18 protein-coding genes are annotated in these 16,563 nt (G+C 68.1%); 13 read left to right on the top strand and 5 right to left on the bottom strand.

Translation table 11 applies throughout. The features are described 5' to 3' along the window. Positions 1 to 132 precede the first annotated feature (132 nt). The 3 genes from WT24_RS31530 to WT24_RS31520 all read left to right on the top strand — a co-directional run bounded on the left by WT24_RS31530 (position 133) and on the right by WT24_RS31520 (position 3,588). Entirely contained in the window at positions 133 to 1,164 is a 1,032-nt protein-coding gene (locus tag WT24_RS31530; protein WP_059502443.1) for an AraC family transcriptional regulator, read from the top strand. Positions 1,165 to 1,285: 121 nt separating this feature from the next. Further along, positions 1,286 to 2,818, top strand: coding sequence for a nodulation protein NfeD (locus tag WT24_RS31525; RefSeq protein WP_060037224.1), 1,533 nt, complete (start codon positions 1,286 to 1,288; stop codon positions 2,816 to 2,818). Beyond that, positions 2,815 to 3,588, top strand: coding sequence for a slipin family protein (locus tag WT24_RS31520; protein ID WP_059502441.1), 774 nt, complete (start codon positions 2,815 to 2,817; stop codon positions 3,586 to 3,588). Before WT24_RS31525 ends, WT24_RS31520 begins: the two co-directional genes overlap by 4 nt. Positions 3,589 to 3,669: 81 nt before the next feature. Here the strand turns inward: WT24_RS31520 and WT24_RS34035 are convergent, their stop codons facing one another. Next, a complete protein-coding gene (locus WT24_RS34035) occupies positions 3,670 to 3,960 on the bottom strand; it encodes a type II toxin-antitoxin system RelE/ParE family toxin (protein ID WP_082742335.1) in 291 nt (96 codons plus the stop codon). Next, positions 3,948 to 4,220, bottom strand: a complete 273-nt coding sequence (locus WT24_RS31510; protein ID WP_059502436.1) for a CopG family ribbon-helix-helix protein — start codon at positions 4,218 to 4,220, stop codon at positions 3,948 to 3,950. Before WT24_RS31510 ends, WT24_RS34035 begins: the two co-directional genes overlap by 13 nt. Before the next feature lie 289 nt (positions 4,221 to 4,509). Between WT24_RS31510 and WT24_RS31505 the strand changes: the two genes are divergently transcribed. From WT24_RS31505 to WT24_RS31485, 5 genes are all read left to right on the top strand, one after another. After that, positions 4,510 to 5,409 carry a M24 family metallopeptidase gene (locus tag WT24_RS31505; RefSeq protein ID WP_059502434.1) on the top strand — a complete coding sequence of 300 codons (900 nt, stop codon included), beginning with the start codon at positions 4,510 to 4,512 and terminating at the stop codon, positions 5,407 to 5,409. A 44-nt stretch (positions 5,410 to 5,453) separates the two neighbouring features. After that, on the top strand, positions 5,454 to 7,241 hold the full coding sequence (locus WT24_RS31500; RefSeq protein ID WP_060037166.1) for an SDR family oxidoreductase: 1,788 nt from the start codon (positions 5,454 to 5,456) through the stop codon (positions 7,239 to 7,241). Positions 7,242 to 7,276: 35 nt separating this feature from the next. Then, complete coding sequence (locus tag WT24_RS31495; protein ID WP_060037164.1) at positions 7,277 to 8,182, top strand: metal-dependent hydrolase; 906 nt, start codon at positions 7,277 to 7,279, stop codon at positions 8,180 to 8,182. A 102-nt stretch (positions 8,183 to 8,284) separates the two neighbouring features. Beyond that, the gene (locus WT24_RS31490; protein ID WP_059502430.1) at positions 8,285 to 8,572 is read left to right on the top strand and encodes a hypothetical protein; all 288 of its coding nucleotides are present in this window, start codon (positions 8,285 to 8,287) and stop codon (positions 8,570 to 8,572) included. 251 nt (positions 8,573 to 8,823) lie between these two features. Continuing rightward, on the top strand, positions 8,824 to 9,198 hold the full coding sequence (locus WT24_RS31485) for a DUF2917 domain-containing protein (protein ID WP_060037222.1): 375 nt from the start codon (positions 8,824 to 8,826) through the stop codon (positions 9,196 to 9,198). Positions 9,199 to 9,370: 172 nt separating this feature from the next. On the opposite strand, the gene WT24_RS31480 is transcribed toward WT24_RS31485, so the two are convergent. Then, positions 9,371 to 9,649 (bottom strand): hypothetical protein, encoded by a 279-nt coding sequence (locus WT24_RS31480; protein ID WP_034186190.1) that lies wholly within the window; start codon positions 9,647 to 9,649, stop codon positions 9,371 to 9,373. Positions 9,650 to 10,454: 805 nt separating this feature from the next. On the opposite strand from WT24_RS31480, the gene WT24_RS31470 reads away from it, so the two are divergent. Further along, positions 10,455 to 11,756, top strand: a complete 1,302-nt coding sequence (locus tag WT24_RS31470) for an NCS2 family permease (protein ID WP_034204332.1) — start codon at positions 10,455 to 10,457, stop codon at positions 11,754 to 11,756. Between the two features lie 245 nt (positions 11,757 to 12,001). Here the strand turns inward: WT24_RS31470 and WT24_RS31465 are convergent, their stop codons facing one another. After that, on the bottom strand, positions 12,002 to 12,289 hold the full coding sequence (locus tag WT24_RS31465; protein WP_006480750.1) for a DUF1488 domain-containing protein: 288 nt from the start codon (positions 12,287 to 12,289) through the stop codon (positions 12,002 to 12,004). A 239-nt stretch (positions 12,290 to 12,528) separates the two neighbouring features. Further along, complete coding sequence (locus tag WT24_RS31460) at positions 12,529 to 12,804, bottom strand: DUF2964 family protein (protein ID WP_249189237.1); 276 nt, start codon at positions 12,802 to 12,804, stop codon at positions 12,529 to 12,531. A gap of 185 nt (positions 12,805 to 12,989) precedes the next feature. Here WT24_RS31460 and WT24_RS31455 point away from each other — a divergent pair, with 185 nt between their 5' ends. The 4 genes from WT24_RS31455 to WT24_RS31440 all read left to right on the top strand — a co-directional run bounded on the left by WT24_RS31455 (position 12,990) and on the right by WT24_RS31440 (position 16,293). Further along, positions 12,990 to 14,885 (top strand): sigma-54-dependent Fis family transcriptional regulator, encoded by a 1,896-nt coding sequence (locus WT24_RS31455; protein ID WP_060037162.1) that lies wholly within the window; start codon positions 12,990 to 12,992, stop codon positions 14,883 to 14,885. Positions 14,886 to 14,967: 82 nt separating this feature from the next. Further along, positions 14,968 to 15,270, top strand: coding sequence for a 2Fe-2S iron-sulfur cluster-binding protein (locus WT24_RS31450; RefSeq protein ID WP_059502422.1), 303 nt, complete (start codon positions 14,968 to 14,970; stop codon positions 15,268 to 15,270). Between the two features lie 58 nt (positions 15,271 to 15,328). Further along, a complete protein-coding gene (locus WT24_RS31445; protein WP_060037220.1) occupies positions 15,329 to 15,823 on the top strand; it encodes an SRPBCC family protein in 495 nt (164 codons plus the stop codon). Between the two features lie 92 nt (positions 15,824 to 15,915). Further along, on the top strand, positions 15,916 to 16,293 hold the full coding sequence (locus tag WT24_RS31440) for a DUF2946 domain-containing protein (protein ID WP_059795325.1): 378 nt from the start codon (positions 15,916 to 15,918) through the stop codon (positions 16,291 to 16,293). The last annotated feature ends 270 nt before the right edge of the window (positions 16,294 to 16,563 follow it).

Here is a 16,563-nt window from a genome sequence, read left to right as displayed (position 1 = left end):
TGCAGTCTCCCGCGGCCGCCGGGCGCGACCGTCCTTGCGTTTCGATGCAACAAGTGTAGGCAAGCACGCGCGACTGTTCGATGCTCGCGTCGCTCATTTACACTGAGCGTTTTTGCCATACCGGCGACACCGATGAAGCAGGAAGACAAGGGGACCGTCGCGATCGGCCTCGTCGCGTACAGCGTCGCGCTGGCCACGCGGCGCGGCGTCGCGGCCGAGCCGCTGCTCGCGCAGGCCGGCATCGCGCCCGCGCTGCTCGGGCAGCCGCGCGCACGCGTGTCCGCGCAGCAATATGGCGCGTTGTGGAACGCCATCGCGCGCACGCTCGACGACGAGTTTTTCGGGCAGGATCGCCACCCGATGCGCAGCGGCAGCTTCATCGCGATGAGCCAGGCCGCGCTGTCCGCCCGCGACGGGCTTCACGCGATGGCGCGCGCGGTGAATTTCATGCACTGCGTGCTCGACGACCTGCACGCCGAACTCGACGCGAACCCGCAGCGCGTGCGGCTGCGTTTCGTGCACCGCAACGGCGCGACGCCCGCGATGTTCACGTACGCAACCTATTTCATCATCGTCTACGGCCTCACGTGCTGGCTGATCGGCCGGCGCATTCCGCTGCTGCATGCGAGCTTCCGTTGCGACACGCCGCCCGCCGATCACGAATATCCGTCGATGTTCTGCGACGACATGCGTTTCAACGAGCCCGATTCGTATGTCGATTTCGATCCCGAATTCGCGACGCTGCCGGTCGTGCAGAACGCGAAGACGCTGAAAACGTTTCTGCGCAACGCGCCGGCCAGCTTCATCGTCAAGTACCGCAACCCGAACGCGCTCGCGCAGCGCGTGCGCGCAGTGCTGCGCGGGATGCCGCCCGCCGCGTGGCCGGGCGCAGGCGGGATGGCTGCGCGGCTGCACGTGGCCGAGGCCACGCTGCGACGCAAGCTGCACCAGGAAGGCCACGCGTACCAGTCGATCAAGGACACGCTGCGGCGCGATCTCGCGTTCGAGGCGCTGGCCGACCCCACACGCACGATCGCCGACGTCGCGGCCGCGACCGGATTCGCGGAGCCGAGCGCGTTCTACCGCGCGTTCCGCAAATGGAGCGGGCGCAGCCCGGCCGACTATCGCGACGAAGTGCTCGCGCGCGGTGGCGGCGCCAGCTGAATCCGGCCGGCGCGGCCGCACCTTCGCGCTTTGCCCCGAAACCGCCTAATCTTCAAGTATCGGGCCCACGCCCTTTCCGCAAGCCGGACGGCACGCGGCCGTGCGCCGCCCGGACGTCCCGATGCGCTTTCACCGTCATGAGCCGCCGCCGGCGCCTGCCGCGCCCGCCGGCCGCCCCCGTCACCCGCTGTCCGCGCGGGTCGCGCGCGCCGCGCTGTTCGCGGCGCTGCTCGTCGTATGCGCCGCGCTCGCCGCGCCGCCACCGGCCGACGCGCCGGCCGCGCGTCCGGTCGTCGTGATTCCCGTCAATGGCGCGATCGGCCCGGCCAGCGCCGATTTCATCGTGCGTTCGCTCGACCGCGCGGCCCGCGAGCACGCGCCGCTCGCGATCGTGCAGCTCGACACCCCCGGCGGCCTCGATACGTCGATGCGGCAGATCATCAAGGCCATCCTCGGCTCGCCGGTGCCGGTCGCCGCGTTCGTCGCGCCGGGCGGCGCGCGGGCGGCGAGCGCGGGCACCTACATCGTCTATGCGAGCCACTTCGCGGCAATGGCGCCCGGCACCAATCTCGGCGCGGCGTCGCCCGTGCAGTTCGGCATCGGCGGCGCCGCGCCGCCGGGCGCACCCACCGGTGCATCGGGTGCATCGGGCGCGTCCGCCACGGCCGCAGCGCTGCCGACCGACACGCAATCGACCGAGATCCGCAAGGCGATACAGGACGCTTCCGCGTACATCCGCGGCCTCGCTCAATTGCGCGGGCGCAATGCGGAATGGGCCGAGCGCGCGGTGCGCGAGGCCGTGAGCCTGTCGGCGAACGAGGCGCGCATACAGCACGTCGTCGACCTGATCGCGCAGGATCCGGCCGATCTCGCGCGCCAGCTCGACGGCCGCGCCGCGACGACCACTGCCGGCACGCTGCATCTCGCGACCGCGCACGCGCCGCTAATCGTGCTCGCACCCGACTGGCGCAGCCGCTTCCTGGCGATCATCGCCGATCCGAACGTCGCGCTGATCCTGCTGACCATCGGCATCTACGGCCTCTTCTTCGAATTCGCGAACCCCGGTTTCGTGCTGCCGGGCGTCGCCGGCACGATCTGCCTGCTGATCGGGCTGTTCGCGATGCAGTTGCTGCCGGTCAGCTATGCGGGCCTCGGCCTCGTGCTGCTCGGGCTCGGCTGCCTCGTCGCCGAGGCATTCCTGCCGACCTTCGGCGTGCTCGGGTTCGGCGGAATCGTCGCGTTCACGATCGGCGCGCTGATGCTGATCGACACCGACGTGCCCGGCTACGGGATTCCGTGGCCCGTGATCGCGAGCCTCGCGCTCGGCGGCGGGCTGCTCGTCGCGGGCGTGTCGAGCGTCGCGCTGCGCGCGCGGCGCCGCCCGGTCGTGACGGGCGCCGAGGCGATGCTCGGCAGCATCGGCGAAGTCCTCGACGACGGCCTGCATCCGGACCAGCCGAACGACGCGGCCGGCGCGCCGCCGTCGGCCGCCGGCTGGGCGCGCGTGCACGGCGAGCGCTGGCGCGTGGCGAGCAGCACGCCGCTGGCCGCCGGCTGCCGCGTGCGCGTCACCGGCCGCCACGGGCTGACGCTGACGGTCGCGCCGCTCTACGACGTGCCCGCCCCCGCCCATCCCCAGGGAGAACCTCCATGATCGGTTACACGTTCGGCTTCAGCAGCGTCCTGGTCGTCTTCGTCGTGGTGCTCGTCGCGTCGTCGATCCGCATCTTTCGCGAATACGAGCGTGGTGTCGTGTTCATGCTCGGCCGGTTCTGGAAAGTGAAGGGGCCGGGGCTGGTGCTGATCATCCCGATCGTCCAGCAGGTCGTGCGGATCGACCTGCGCACCGTCGTGTTCGACGTGCCGCCGCAGGACGTGATCACGCGCGACAACGTGTCGGTGAAGGTCAACGCGGTCGTGTATTTCCGTGTCGTCGATCCGGAGAAGGCCGTGATCCAGGTCGCGCACTTCTTCGACGCGACGAGCCAGCTCTCGCAGACGACGTTGCGTTCGGTACTCGGCAAGCACGACCTCGACGCACTGCTGGCCGAGCGCGAGCAACTGAACGCGGACATCCAGAAGACGCTCGACGCGCAGACGGACGCGTGGGGGATCAAGGTGTCGACGGTCGAAATCAAGCACGTCGACCTGAACGAGACGATGATCCGCGCGATCGCCCGGCAGGCCGAAGCCGAGCGCGAGCGGCGCGCGAAAGTGATTCATGCGGAAGGCGAATTGCAGGCGTCGGAGAAGCTGCTGCAGGCCGCGCAGCGGCTCGCGCAGCAGCCGCAGGCGATGCAGTTGCGCTACCTGCAGACGTTGACGACGATCGCCGCGGACAAGAATTCGACGATCGTGTTCCCGCTGCCGATCGATCTGCTGGGGGCGTTGCTGGAGCGGTTGGGGGGGAAGCGGGAGGATTAGCGGTGCTGATGTGCGTATGGACGATACCCGGCCATCGTGCAACGGAGCGTGACACGATGGCGGCAGGCGTGGCCCGGTCGCTCAATACCCGGCTTCCCGTTGATGCCTGATCGTCAGGATCGCGACGCCATCATCATCGACCCTGTACATCACCACGTATCCGCTGTCGCCGAAATCGATCAGCCATTCGCGAAAAACCGTATCGAGTTCGTCGACGGGACGACCGAGCCGGGGCTGTCGAACCAGAACGTCGACGCCAGTACGAATCGCCTTGATCGCACGACGCGCGGCCAGCGGATCCTGGTCGGCGAGAAAACGATGAAGGCGAACAATCGCTTGCTGGGCAGTTCGCGTCCAGATCAGTCGTGACACTCGGGCGGCTCCGCTGCTTCACCGGCCTCGAGCTTCTCGAGATACGCGTCCATCTCCTCGTGCGTCACGTGCAGCCCCGTCGACTGATAGTCTGCCCATGCCTGCATCGCTTCCTGCTTGAACGACTCGCGCTTTTCCTCGCGCGCCACATATTGCGCGATCGCCTCGCGCATGATCCAGTGCGGCGTGCGCCGACGCTGTTCGGCCAGATGACGCACCCGCTCCTGAAGGGCCGGATCGAGTTTGATCGAGGTTGCCACGATAAAAAGTATCCAGAGGTATTACCTTTGAATATTGTAGGTCTGGCCTCGCTCGAAAAGCAATATTGGATCGACACCGAAAAGTACCCCGGCCATCAGTGCGCTAGAGCCTTCCTTCCATTTCGCCTCTCCATTAGGACAAATCCTCACCCCACGGGGCTAGCGCGTTTTCCGGAACCGTCTATTATCGTTACATCGCGCAATGACACATTAAATGCTGACTGAATAGCTCGTGGTGATGAACACTGGCGGGCGCGTTCCGGATCAGCACCCTCGACGGAGACGCATCATGACCGCCCACCACCCGCTGCCGGAAGTCCATCTCGACGAGTTGCCGCAATTCCGCGCGGTCCAGCAGCTCGCGTACCGCTGCGTCGAAACCGTCGGCGCGATGCTGTACCCCGGCATCACCGAGAAGGAAGCCGCGCGCCTCTTGACCGAATGGCTGCAGGACAACGGCGTGCACGACTGGCTGCACAAGCCATTCGCATGGTTCGGCGATCGCACCGCGTTCGAGGGCTTCTCCGGCCTCAAGCACATGGGCGGCTTCAATCTCGCGTTCTTCCCGAGCAACCGCCAACTCGAAACCGACATGCCGGTGATCCTCGACGTCGCGCCGGTGCTCGACGGCATCGTCGCCGATGTCGGCTACGCGCACTGCCTCGGCCGCAACCCGATCCTCGAGCAGTTGCAGGACGACCTGATGGACCATCGCGACATGATCGTGCGGCTCGTGAAGGCGCGCCGGCCGATGGCGGAAGTCGCGCAGGAAGTCGACGCGCTGTGCCGCCGCCAGGGCGTCGAGCCGCGCCACAAGGCCTACCCGTTCAAGGTGCTCGCGCATCGTGTCGCGAAGATCCACAAGCTGTCGAAGCCGCGCTTCGTCGCCCGCTTCGGGCTGAACGCGACGCGCAACCTGCTGCTCGACCAGGGCCGCGCGGCGAAGCAGCAAGGCTGGTCGCCGCTGTGGTCGATCGACCGCCGCTCCGAGCATGCGCCCGTGCCGGGCCTGTGGGCCGTCGAGCCGCATCTCGGCTTCGCGGGCGTCGGCGCGAAATTCGAGGAACTGCTGGTGATCACCGACGACGACGCGTACTGGCTCGACGACGATCTGCCGCACGTGCGCCGCTGGCGCCGCCGCCAGGCCGAACGCGCGCACGCCGCGGCGAACGTGCCGGCCGCTGCCTGACGCACCCGCTCCCGCCTCCCGACTCTCTGAACGACGGACTCACGATGCAGTCTCTTTCCGACGAAGCGCCGCTGGCCCTGTTCGAATCGGTTCACGCCGAAACGGCGGTCGCCTCCGGCGACCTGACGCTCGCGGTCAGGACCTGGGGCGATCCGGCCCGCTCGCCGGTCGTGCTCGTGCACGGCTATCCCGACGACAGCAGCGTCTGGCAGCACGTCGCGCCACTGCTCGCACGCCGGCACTACGTGATCGCGTACGACGTGCGCGGCGCGGGCCTGTCCGGCGTGCCGAAGCGCACGGCCGACTACCATCTCGCGAAGCTGACCGACGATTTCGTCGCGGTGATCGATGCGCTCTGCCCGGGCCGCGCCGTGCACCTCGTCGCACACGACTGGGGCTCGATCCAGGGCTGGGAATTCGTCACCGACCCGCGCCTCGCCGGCCGCATCGCGTCGTACACGTCGTGCTCGGGGCCATGCCTCGACCACGTCGGCTTCTGGCTGCGCGAGCGCGTGCTGCGCCCGACGCCCGCGTCGCTGGCCACGCTCGGCGGCCAGCTCGTGCGCTCGTGGTACGTGTATCTGTTCCACCTGCCGCTCATCCCCGAGCTCGGCTGGCGGCTGTGGCTCGGCCGCGCGTGGCCGGGCCTGCTGCGCCGGCTCGAGAAAACGCCCGCCGCGCCGCGGCCGACCCAGGCCGACGACGGCGCGCGCGGCGTACGCCTCTATCGCGCGAACTTCATCCGCTGCCTGTTCGCGCCGCGCGAACGCTATGCGCACGCACCGGTGCAGACGATCGTGCCGCTCGGCGACAAATACGTGAGCCCCGCGCTGTCCGAGAACCTGTCGCGCTGGGTGCCGCAGTACTACCGCCGCGAAGTCGCTGCCGGCCACTGGCTGCCGCTCGCCGATCCCGCGCGCTTCGCGGATCTCGCCGGGCAATTGATCGACGCGGTCGAATCCGGCAACGAACCGCCTGCGCTCGCTAACGCGCGCCGCCGCGCAACCAGCGGGCGCTTCGGCGGCAAGGTCGCGGTCGTCACCGGCGCGGGCAGCGGGATCGGCCGCTGCGCGGCGCTGGCCTTCGCTCGCGAAGGCGCGACGGTCGTCGCATGCGACATCGATCTCGCGAGCGCCGAGCGCACCGCGCTGCTCATCGGGCTGACCGGCGCGCACGCGCATGCGAAACGTGTCGACGTCGGGTCCGCGGACGAAATGGAAGCGCTCGCGACCTGGGTCGGCGGCGAACTCGGCGGCGCGGACATCGTGATCAACAACGCGGGCATCGGCATGGCCGGCGGCATCCTCGACACGGGCACGCGGGACTGGGAGCGCATCCTGCACGTGAACCTGTGGGGCGTGATCCATGGCTCGCGGCTGTTCGCCCAGCAAATGGCCGCGCGCGGCACCGGCGGGCACATCGTCAATACCGCGTCGGCCGCCGCGTTCGGCCCGTCGCGCGACCTGCCCGCCTATGCGACGACGAAGGCCGCGGTGCTGATGCTCAGCGAATGCATGCGCGCGGAACTCGCGGGCAAAGGCATCGGCGTGACGGCCGTGTGCCCCGGTTTCGCGGAGACCGGAATCATGGCGTCGACGCACTACGCAGGCGCCAGCGCACAGGACGAAGCGCGGTTGCGTAAACGTGCGACCAGGCTGTACCAGATGCGCGGCCTGAAACCCGAAACCGTCGCGCGGGCGATGGTCGACGGCGTGCTGCGCAACCGCCCCGTCGTGGCGGTCGGCGGCGAAGCGCACGCGATGCGTTTCGTCGGCCGCTTCATGCCGTGGCTGGGCCGGATGCTCGCGCGCATCAGCATGGCATCACATTGACGGCGCTCGACGCTGCACAGGGACAAGGAGACGACATGACCGATACCGCCGACTACCACAAGATCAAGGCCCGGCACGTGAAGTTCGACTTCAGCGATACGCCGATCACCTGGGTGCCGAACGATCCGGGCAGCACGCACATCATCAACACGCTGAACCTGCTGTTCCCGGAAGGCGAGCTGTGGTTCTGCCGCGTGTACAACAAGGCGCTGCCGCTGATCACCGATGCACGCCTGCGCGACGAAGCCGAAGGCTTCCTGCGGCAGGAGGCCGTGCATTCGCGTTCGCACGGCGGCGTGCTCAAGCACTACTACGATCGCCACGGCATCGACACGAAGCCGTTCACGCAGAAGCTCAACCGGTTGTTCACGCGCGTGCTCGGCGAGCAGCCGCTGGGGCTGAAGATCGGCCATACGCGTTTCTGGCTGCGGCAGCAACTGGCCGTGATCGCGTCGCTCGAGCATTTCTTCGGCTATCTCGGCAACTGGGTGCTCAACGCGCACGGCCTCGACGAAGGCCGCGCCGACCCGACGATGGTCGACCTGCTGCGCTGGCACGGCGCCGAGGAAGTCGAGCACCGCACCGTCGCGTTCGACATCTACCGGCACATGGGCGGCACCTATCCGGAGCGCTGCGTGCACATGGCGTTCGTGATCGTGCTGCTGCTCTACTACATCACGACCGGCGCGAAATTCATGTACCGGCGCGACCCGGACGCCGGCCGTTACCCCGGCTTCGCGCGCGCGTGGCGGCAGGGTTCGCGGCGCGGGCACCTGCCGTCGTTCTGGAAGGTGATCGGCGCGGCGCTGCGCTATTTCAAGCCGGGCTATACGCCGCACCACGAGGGCTCGACCGAACAGGCACTCGCCTACCTCGCGCGCTCGCCGGCCGCGCAGGCGGCCGCGCACGGCGGCAACTGGGGCACGACGAAAGGCGCGTGAGCGGATGCGCGGGCGGCGTCGCAAGCGGGGTTGCGATGGCGCCGCCGGGCGGCGTCCGCCGAAATGCGTACAATCGCGGCTTCAATTCCCGGAGGTGCCGCGATGGCCATGAAGAAAACCGATCTCGAAAAGAACAAGGCGCTCAAGCTGACGCACGCGATGAAGCAGTCGAGCTCCGCGCGTTTCGGCAAGGGCGCCGAGGAGGCGGCGAAGCTGGATCGCCGCGCGCAACGCAAGCTCGACCAGGAACAGGGCCTCGTGCCGTTCGCGTGCAAGCTCAACGCCGAGTTGGTCGAACAGTTGAAGGCGCGCGCCGCCGACCATCCGAACGGAATGACGGGCCTACTGTCCGAACTGCTCGTGAACGGGCTCGCGCAACGCGACGCGTGATCGCCGTCCATCTCGAAAATAGTCGTTGACAACGCCGCACGCCGACAACAAAATCGTTCGCATGCCTACGTTCAAGCTCATCGCCATCGCGAATCATTGCCCGGTGAACATTCGAAAGAATGGATCACGGGAGGCGCTTGTGCGTTAGCAATCGAGCAGTACCGCATGTCACACAAGGCCTCGCCGGAAACGGATGAGGCCTTTTTGTTCTGGTGCACGTCATCCGTCCGGCTCACTGAATGGAGAAGACGATGGACCAGGCAAGCCCGCTGTTCGAACGCCGCGATCGGCGCCACGCCGGCACGATCGCGTTACCGACCGTCGTGATCCGCTTCGCGGTCGCGCCGCGCACGACACTGACCTGGCGCGCGCCCAGCGATGCGGAAATTCGTGCGCACGGCGCGCCGCTGTGGATCACGCGCCCACCGAGCATCGACGACTACTGGGTACGCCCCGGCGACGTGCTGCGCATCGCACGCGGCGATCGCATCTGGCTCGGCACCGACGATGACGCGGCGGCCGAAGCGTCGATCACGACGGCGTACGTGCGGCGCGGCGAGCGGCTGAGACGCGCGCTCGCGCCACTACGGCGTTTGCTCGTTGGACGATGGCGAAGAAGGGATTGACGCGGTGAGTTCGCACGCACGACGGCAAACCGTGGCGTGCGGCATCACGGTATCCGGAAACGGACACACCCGCGGCGCAACGCGCCGCAGGTGCGCATCGAAGGACGCGGCACGCCCGTGCGTGCCGCGAGCGATCACGCGCCGTGCGCAGCGAGGGGATGCAGCAGGTGCATCAGGTGCTGGCGGCGAGACGCGGGCCCGTGCTTCGGGGCGTGGAATCGACGTCGGGACGTTGCGCGGCCTGCGAGGTCACCCACGGATCGATGCCCTGCTTCTGCACCTCTTCGAGGAATGACACACGTGTGCGCCAGTAATCCGCCTGTAATTTCGCATCGATGACGCGCTGTTCGGCTGCGAACAGTTCCATGCGCGCCGTCACGAGCATCGAAGCGGCGGTTTTTTCCGGCGTGGGGGCGTGTCGCATCGCCCAGCGGCTGATCCAGTTCAACATGCTGACCTCCGTGATTACGGACGAACCCGCATCGGGCAATCGCAATCGGCCATGCCTAACTGGCCGTGCCTGACCGGCCGTGCCTGCCCAAACGCGCAATGGCCTTGACCGCCATTCACCGCCTGGCCTGCACGGACTGCGACTCCCCGCGTCGGCAATGACCGGCCGGCGTGTGCATGCGCGGTGTATCTATCCTAGAAAGAGTTGCCGGTTTACGCGATGGGGTCTTGCAATCTTTTACACAGAAACCACAGTCGCCCCCGCATCGCGAAATGACAGTTGCGGACGGAACGGCTTCGGCGCACGATTGCCCGATACCCGCCACCGCCTGGACTGACGAATGACCGCTGCACGCCGCCGCGCGCACGTGCCGGCCGCGCACGTGCATTCGCGTGCACGCGCCGCCTGCACCGCGTTCGTGCAGCATGCGGTCGCCCCGTTTCAGTCGCATGTCATTGCGCACCGGCCGCGTGCGACGCTGCCGCCGTGCCGTTGCGCATGCATCGGCTGGCGTCGTGCGCCGGCCCCGCGCCCCTTCCGCTCGTTTCCCCCGTTTCAGCCATTTCTGCCGGCCCGTGCCCCGCGAACCGGTAAAATGCGCGCCTTCGTCGCGCGGGCGGGCTGCCCGACCGTTCGCGCGCAGGCAATCGATCGTGCCCTCCAACTATATCGTCCGAGCTATCCGCGCTATTACAATCCGCCGATAGCCGGGCAATAGTGGCTGGTTACAGTTAGCCGGCCGCGCTGCCTTTACAACAAATCGGCACAACAATCAACACGACAACCCGACCGGAGAAACGCCTTCATGGAATCCATCAAGCGGTATTTCGGCTTCGCTGAAGCCGGCACCGACTTCCGCACCGAAATACTCGCGGGCGTCACCACGTTCCTGACGATGGCCTACATCATCTTCGTCAACCCCGCGATCCTCGGCGACGCCGGCATGCCGAAGGAATCCGTGTTCGTCGCGACCTGCCTCGTCGCGGCGCTGGCGTCGATCATCATGGGGCTGTACGCGAACTACCCGATCGCGTGCGCGCCCGGCATGGGCCTGAACGCGTATTTCGCGTACACGGTCGTCAAGGGCATGGGCTTCACGTGGCAGGCCGCGCTCGGCGCCGTGTTCATTTCCGGCTGTCTGTTCCTGCTCGTCACGCTGTTCCGCGTGCGCGAGGCGATCGTCAACGGCATTCCGAAATCGCTGCGGATTTCCATTACCGCCGGCATCGGCCTGTTCCTCGGCATCATCTCGCTGAAGACGTCGGGCGTGATCGTCGGCAACCCGGCCACGCTCGTCACGCTCGGCGATCTGCACAAGCCCACGACGATCCTCGCGATCGTCGGCTTCTTCACGATCGTCACGCTCGACCACCTGCGCGTGCGCGGCGCGATCCTGATCGGCATCATCGGCGTGACGATCCTGTCGTTCTTCTTCGGCGACAACCAGTTCCACGGCGTGTTCTCCGCGCCGCCGTCGATCGATGCGACGCTGTTCAAGCTCGACATCCGCGCCGCGCTGTCGACCGGCATCATCAACGTGATCCTCGTGTTCTTCCTCGTCGAGCTGTTCGACGCGACGGGCACGCTGATGGGCGTCGCGAATCGCGCGGGCCTGCTCGTCGAAGGCAAGATGCACCGCCTGAACAAGGCGCTGCTCGCCGACAGCACGGCGATCGTCGCGGGCTCGGTGCTCGGCACGTCGTCGACCACCGCGTATATCGAAAGCGCGTCGGGCGTGCAGGCCGGCGGCCGCACCGGCGTGACGGCCATCACCGTCGCGGTGCTGTTCCTCGCGTGCCTGTTCATCGCGCCGCTCGCCGGCGTCGTGCCGGCCTACGCGACCGCGCCCGCGCTGCTGTACGTGTCGTGCCTGATGCTGCGCGAGATGGTCGAGGTGCCGTGGGACGACGCGACGGAAGCCGTGCCGGCTGCACTGACCGCGCTGCTGATGCCGTTCACGTACTCGATCGCGAACGGCGTCGCGTTCGGTTTCATCGCGTACGGCGGCCTCAAGCTGCTGACGGGCCAGGGCCGCACGGTCAAGCCGATCGTGTGGATCATCGCGGCCGTGTTCCTGTTCCGCTTCTTCTATCTCGGCAGCGAGTAAGCGAAGCGCATCGCTGCACCGCGCGGTGAAATGAAAAAAACGCCACCTTCGGGTGGCGTTTTTCGTTTTCGCACGATTCGTCTGCGATCCTGACGAACCCGCGCGCACGCTCCTATCGACGCTCGATCGTCCCGCACGGCCCGCATACGAAAATGCCGCCCGGCCCCGCCGAACGGCATTGCGTGAAGGCAACGTCTTCGCGTGCGCCGCCCGGAGGCGCGCGCCGCCGGACGTGCGTCGTCGCGTCAGCGCCAGTTGGCCTCGTAGAAACGCACATAGCCGCTGCGCAGCGTCACGCATTGCGCGCGCGTTTCCGACAGCAGGCGCCGCGCGGCCGCCTCGATGCGCTCGCGGTGCTGGTCGAATGCGCCGACCATGTCCTCGAAGCGGGGCGATGCCGCGCCGAAGTGGTCTTCCAGCGCCTCCGCGGTGATCTGGCATTGGACGCGCTCGCCATTGACCAGAGCCGTGAACGCCAGCATCAGGTCACGCCCCGAATACTCAGGCTTCTCGTTCGTGAAATGGATCTGCATGGAAGCCGCCTCGACCGGTAGAAAACGAATGACCGCGTCCGTCGTCCGCCACCGGCCGGACGAAATGGATGCGGGCTCGCCGGCAGAGGCCCCGACCGCGGGGTGTCGCGCAGTCGAGGCATGCCGGTTGAATTCCACTTTAGACGGTTTCGCGCGGGAGACAAAAATTTCGGTGTGCGTCGTTCCGACGCGCATTTCGTCTGATCTGCGCGGCATCCGGCACCGTTTCGCAAACGGAGTCAGTGCGGATCGGTCGGCCAGACGTTGAGCGCGATCGCGGCGGTCGTGACGCCCACCGCAATCGCGGCCGCTCCGTATCTCACCGCGTCGGTCAAATCGAACAGCAATCCGTGGATCGCCACGGCAATGCCGCCCAGCATGATGAAGGTGGCGATGGCCGCCAGCACGACTCTCAGTTCCGCCCGAACCATGATGCGTCTCCCGAACGGATGCATGTCGCGTCGCATGCTTGTTGCAGTGCGGAACACGGCGCGTGCGTGCTCCATTTCCATCATTGCAGGCGGGCGCTTAAAAGCAAGGGGATTTTGTTCGCGGTCGCACATCGCACGTGGCGCTTGTATGATGATGCGTACCCGGACGGACGACTGTCGCGCCGAATGGCGCACCGCGAGCGGAGCCGCACTCCGCCGCCGATTCCGATCCGATCGGTCCCGACGGCCCCGGGAACAGGAGACAAACCATGCCGCAACCCTTCGTGCTGCCCGCCGCCGCGGGGCGTACCGACCTGCTCGCGCAGGCGCATGCGCGTTCGACCGCGGTCGGCCTGCGCGCGCACGAACGCCCCGATTTCTCGCCGCTGTCGCGCGTCGCGCTGCGCGAACTGCTCGACACGAACCACACACTGTTCTCACATGCCCGCCCGGTGATGGAGGATCTTCACGCGCAGATCGCCGAGACGCAAAGCCTGGTGCTGCTGACCGACGCCGACGGCGTGATCCTGCACAGCATCGGCGACGCGGACTTCATCGAGAAAGCCAACCGCGTCGCGCTGTGCAACGGCGTGTCGTGGGCCGAAGGCGCGCGCGGCACCAACGCGATCGGCACCGCGCTCGCGTCGGGCCAGGCCGTCGTCGTGCACGGGTCCGAACATTTCCTGCGCGCCAACCACATCCTCACCTGCGCGTGCGCGCCGATCGCCGATCCGTTCGGCCGCACGCTCGGCACGCTCGACGTGAGCGGCGACCCGCGCGGCGCCAGCCCGCATACGCTCGCGCTCGTGCGGATGTCCGCGCAACTGATCGAGAACCACCTGTTCGCGAACCAGTGCGGCGAAGCGCTGCGGCTGCGCTTTCACGCACACGAGGATTGCGTCGATTCGCTGTTCGCGGGGCTCGTCGCCTTCGGCCCCGATGGCGGGCTGATCGCCGCGAACCGCAGCGCCCAGTTCCAGCTCGGCGCGTCGTTCGACGCACTGCAGCACCAGGCCAGCGACGCGTTGTTCGGCATGCGCTTCGGCCAGCTCGCGCAGCAGGCCGCGCGCGCACCGGGCGCCACGTTCCGCCTCACGCTGTCGACCGGCGTGCGCGTGCTCGCGCGCTGCGAATTCCCGGAAGCGCAGAAAACGACCGTCGCCGTCAGGCCGGCCGCGCCGGCCGCGCGCGTGCGTGCTCCGGACCCCGACGCGATCACGTTCGCGACGCTCGACACCGGCGACGCGCGCATGGCCGCCGTGCTCGAACGCGTCGCGAAGATCCGCGGGCGCGACCTGCCGCTGCTGATCCTCGGCCAGACCGGCACCGGCAAGGAATGGCTCGCCCGCGCGCTGCACCAGGCGTCGCCGCGCGCGGACGGCCCGTTCGTCGCGGTGAACTGCGCGGCGCTGCCCGATTCGCTGATCGAGGCCGAGCTGTTCGGCTATGAAGACGGCGCGTTCACGGGCGCGCGCAAGCGCGGCAGCCCCGGCAAGATCGCGCAGGCCGACGGCGGCACGCTGTTTCTCGACGAAATCGGCGACATGCCGCTCGCGCAGCAGGTGCGGCTGATGCGCGTGCTGCAGGAGCGCGCGGTGATGCCGCTCGGCGGCGCACGCGCGGTGCCGGTCGACGTGCGCGTGGTCTGCGCGACACACCGCGACCTGCGCGCGATGATCGCCGACGGCACGTTCCGAGAAGACCTGTTCTACCGGATCAACGGGCTCGCGGTCACGCTGCCGGCGCTCGCCACGCGCACCGACCTGCCGGCGCTCGTCGAGCGGATCCTCGCGCGGCTCGCGCGCAGCGAGCCGATGCCGCGCCGCCTCGCGGCCGACGTGCTCGACGCGTTCGCGCGCCACCGCTGGCCCGGCAACCTGCGGCAGATGACCAACGTGCTGCGTACGGCCGGCATGCTCGCCGAGGACGAAGACGAGATCACGCTCGCGCATTTGCCCGACGATTTCTGGCTCGACTGCGACGACGCCGCGGCTGCGCCGGAAGCAGCCACGCCGGCCGGCAAGCGCGAAGGCACGACGCTGCAAAGCCACCAGGCCGCGATGATCGATGCGGTGCTCGCGCGGCATGGCGGCAACGTATCGGCGGCCGCGCGCGAACTCGGTCTCGCCCGCAATACCGTGTACCGGTATCTGCGACGGCACTGACGCCCGCGGCTGGCGGCCTCCGGCCGCCGGCGGGTTCGGGTATGCTTGGCGCGTCGCCGCCGAACCGCTGCCCGCTTCAGTCATGACCGATCCAGAACACCCGTCCCTCGTGCGCATCGAGCCGCTCGGCGCAACCTTCGACGCACCCGATTCGCTGACGGTGCTCGAAGCCGCCGCGTTCGCCCGCGTGTCGCTGCCGCGCTCCTGCCGCAACGGCACGTGCCGAAGCTGCCTTTGCCGGATCGTCAGCGGCAGCGTACGCTACACGATCGAATGGCCGGGGCTGAGCCGCGAGGAAAAGGCCGACGGCTATACGCTGCCGTGCGTGGCCGTCGCAACGTCGGACCTCGTGCTCGACGTGCCCGACGCGGCCATGCTCGACTAGACGCGGCGCGCGAGCGCGCGCGTCGTCCTGCAACGCTCGATCCTGCATGGAGAACACGATGACCCAGCAAACCGATCGCATCGAAAAACAGGCGCTGCTCGGCGCAGCGCCCGACCGCGTCTGGGCAGCCGTCAGCAATTCCGGCGAATTCGGCCAGTGGTTCGGCGTCTCGTTCGACGGCCCGTTCGAGGCCGGCCAGCCGCTGTTCGGCCGCATCACGCCCACCCGCGTCGACGACGATGTCGCGAAGGCGCAGGAGCCCTATGCGGGCACCGTGTTCGAAATCGTCGTCGATCGCATCGAGCCGCAACGACTGTTCTCGTTCCGCTGGCATCCGTTCGCGATCGATCCGAACGTCGATTACGCGTCCGAGCCGATGACGCTCGTCACGTTCACGCTCGCGGCGCAGGCCGGCGGCACGTTGCTCACGGTCACCGAAACAGGTTTCGACCAGTTGATCGAAGCGCGTCGCGCGACGGCGCGCGCAATGAACGACCAGGGTTGGGCCGCGCAGATGACGCTGATCGCGAAATATCTGGCGCTGCACGCGTAGCGCGCCGCTACGCCGCACGTTCGTGCCGGCCGACGCATCGACGTGCGTGGCATAATCGGCGGCATCGTCGTCCACCCGCCGCCGCGCATCGCATGCTGAATCGTCGCCTCCGGAAGATCGGCAGTCTGCTCGGGATGCTCGCCATCCTGATGACGGCGCTCGCGCCGACGATCTCGCAGGCGCTGACCACGCAAGGCCGCGTCGACGCGCTGCTGGCCGGCTACTGTTCGTCCGCGCCAGCCTCCGGCGATCGCTCCGCCGATACGTCGACGAAAAGCCTGCAGGCGCATCTCCACGCATGCGGCTACTGCAGCCTGCTTGCTCATACTCCCGCGCTGCCTGCCCCCGAACTGACGTTCGCGGCCCACGTGCACGCGATCGAGCATCGCGCGGCGACCCGCTTCGAAAGCCTGCGCCGCGCGCTGCCGCTCACGGCCGCGCAACCGCGCGCCCCGCCGCTCGCGTCCTGATCCGTCGTCATTGCGCGTGATGCCGTCGTGCATCGCGCAGCCTGCGCACGCCGCCCGCGTGCGCGACGTGTCACGTTTCGAAGGACGATCATGTCTCACCATGCTGCGCGCGGCGCCGTGCCGTGTGCGCGGTTGGCCGCCGCCGGTTCGAATGACCGCGCCTGCATTCGCCCGCATGCGAATGTCCGACCGCGCACGGCCGCGCCAATCGCCGCCGACATCGATGCCGCTCGCGCAGCCGTCCGTCGAATCCGTCTTTTCCATCCGATT

It is taken from the genome of Burkholderia sp. MSMB1078WGS, from assembly GCF_001528895.1.
Lineage (GTDB): Bacteria > Pseudomonadota > Gammaproteobacteria > Burkholderiales > Burkholderiaceae > Burkholderia.
The sequence above is the reverse complement of the archived record's forward strand: the minus strand, read 5'-3'. Positions and strand labels throughout refer to the sequence as shown.

What these genes read in the sequence shown, in the direction of transcription:
- WT24_RS31480 (WP_034186190.1), bottom strand. Translation starts at nt 9,649, where the DNA reads ATGTTGAACTGGATCAGCCGCTGGGCGATGCGACACGCCCCCACGCCG.
- WT24_RS31530 (WP_059502443.1), top strand. Translation starts at nt 133, where the DNA reads ATGAAGCAGGAAGACAAGGGGACCGTCGCGATCGGCCTCGTCGCGTAC.
- WT24_RS31465 (WP_006480750.1), bottom strand. Translation starts at nt 12,289, where the DNA reads ATGCAGATCCATTTCACGAACGAGAAGCCTGAGTATTCGGGGCGTGAC.
- WT24_RS31455 (WP_060037162.1), top strand. Translation starts at nt 12,990, where the DNA reads ATGCCGCAACCCTTCGTGCTGCCCGCCGCCGCGGGGCGTACCGACCTG.
- WT24_RS31490 (WP_059502430.1), top strand. Translation starts at nt 8,285, where the DNA reads ATGGCCATGAAGAAAACCGATCTCGAAAAGAACAAGGCGCTCAAGCTG.
- WT24_RS31450 (WP_059502422.1), top strand. Translation starts at nt 14,968, where the DNA reads ATGACCGATCCAGAACACCCGTCCCTCGTGCGCATCGAGCCGCTCGGC.
- WT24_RS31495 (WP_060037164.1), top strand. Translation starts at nt 7,277, where the DNA reads ATGACCGATACCGCCGACTACCACAAGATCAAGGCCCGGCACGTGAAG.
- WT24_RS31485 (WP_060037222.1), top strand. Translation starts at nt 8,824, where the DNA reads ATGGACCAGGCAAGCCCGCTGTTCGAACGCCGCGATCGGCGCCACGCC.
- WT24_RS31520 (WP_059502441.1), top strand. Translation starts at nt 2,815, where the DNA reads ATGATCGGTTACACGTTCGGCTTCAGCAGCGTCCTGGTCGTCTTCGTC.
- WT24_RS31525 (WP_060037224.1), top strand. Translation starts at nt 1,286, where the DNA reads ATGCGCTTTCACCGTCATGAGCCGCCGCCGGCGCCTGCCGCGCCCGCC.
- WT24_RS31505 (WP_059502434.1), top strand. Translation starts at nt 4,510, where the DNA reads ATGACCGCCCACCACCCGCTGCCGGAAGTCCATCTCGACGAGTTGCCG.
- WT24_RS31500 (WP_060037166.1), top strand. Translation starts at nt 5,454, where the DNA reads ATGCAGTCTCTTTCCGACGAAGCGCCGCTGGCCCTGTTCGAATCGGTT.
- WT24_RS31440 (WP_059795325.1), top strand. Translation starts at nt 15,916, where the DNA reads ATGCTGAATCGTCGCCTCCGGAAGATCGGCAGTCTGCTCGGGATGCTC.
- WT24_RS31470 (WP_034204332.1), top strand. Translation starts at nt 10,455, where the DNA reads ATGGAATCCATCAAGCGGTATTTCGGCTTCGCTGAAGCCGGCACCGAC.
- WT24_RS31445 (WP_060037220.1), top strand. Translation starts at nt 15,329, where the DNA reads ATGACCCAGCAAACCGATCGCATCGAAAAACAGGCGCTGCTCGGCGCA.
- WT24_RS31460 (WP_249189237.1), bottom strand. Translation starts at nt 12,804, where the DNA reads ATGATGGAAATGGAGCACGCACGCGCCGTGTTCCGCACTGCAACAAGC.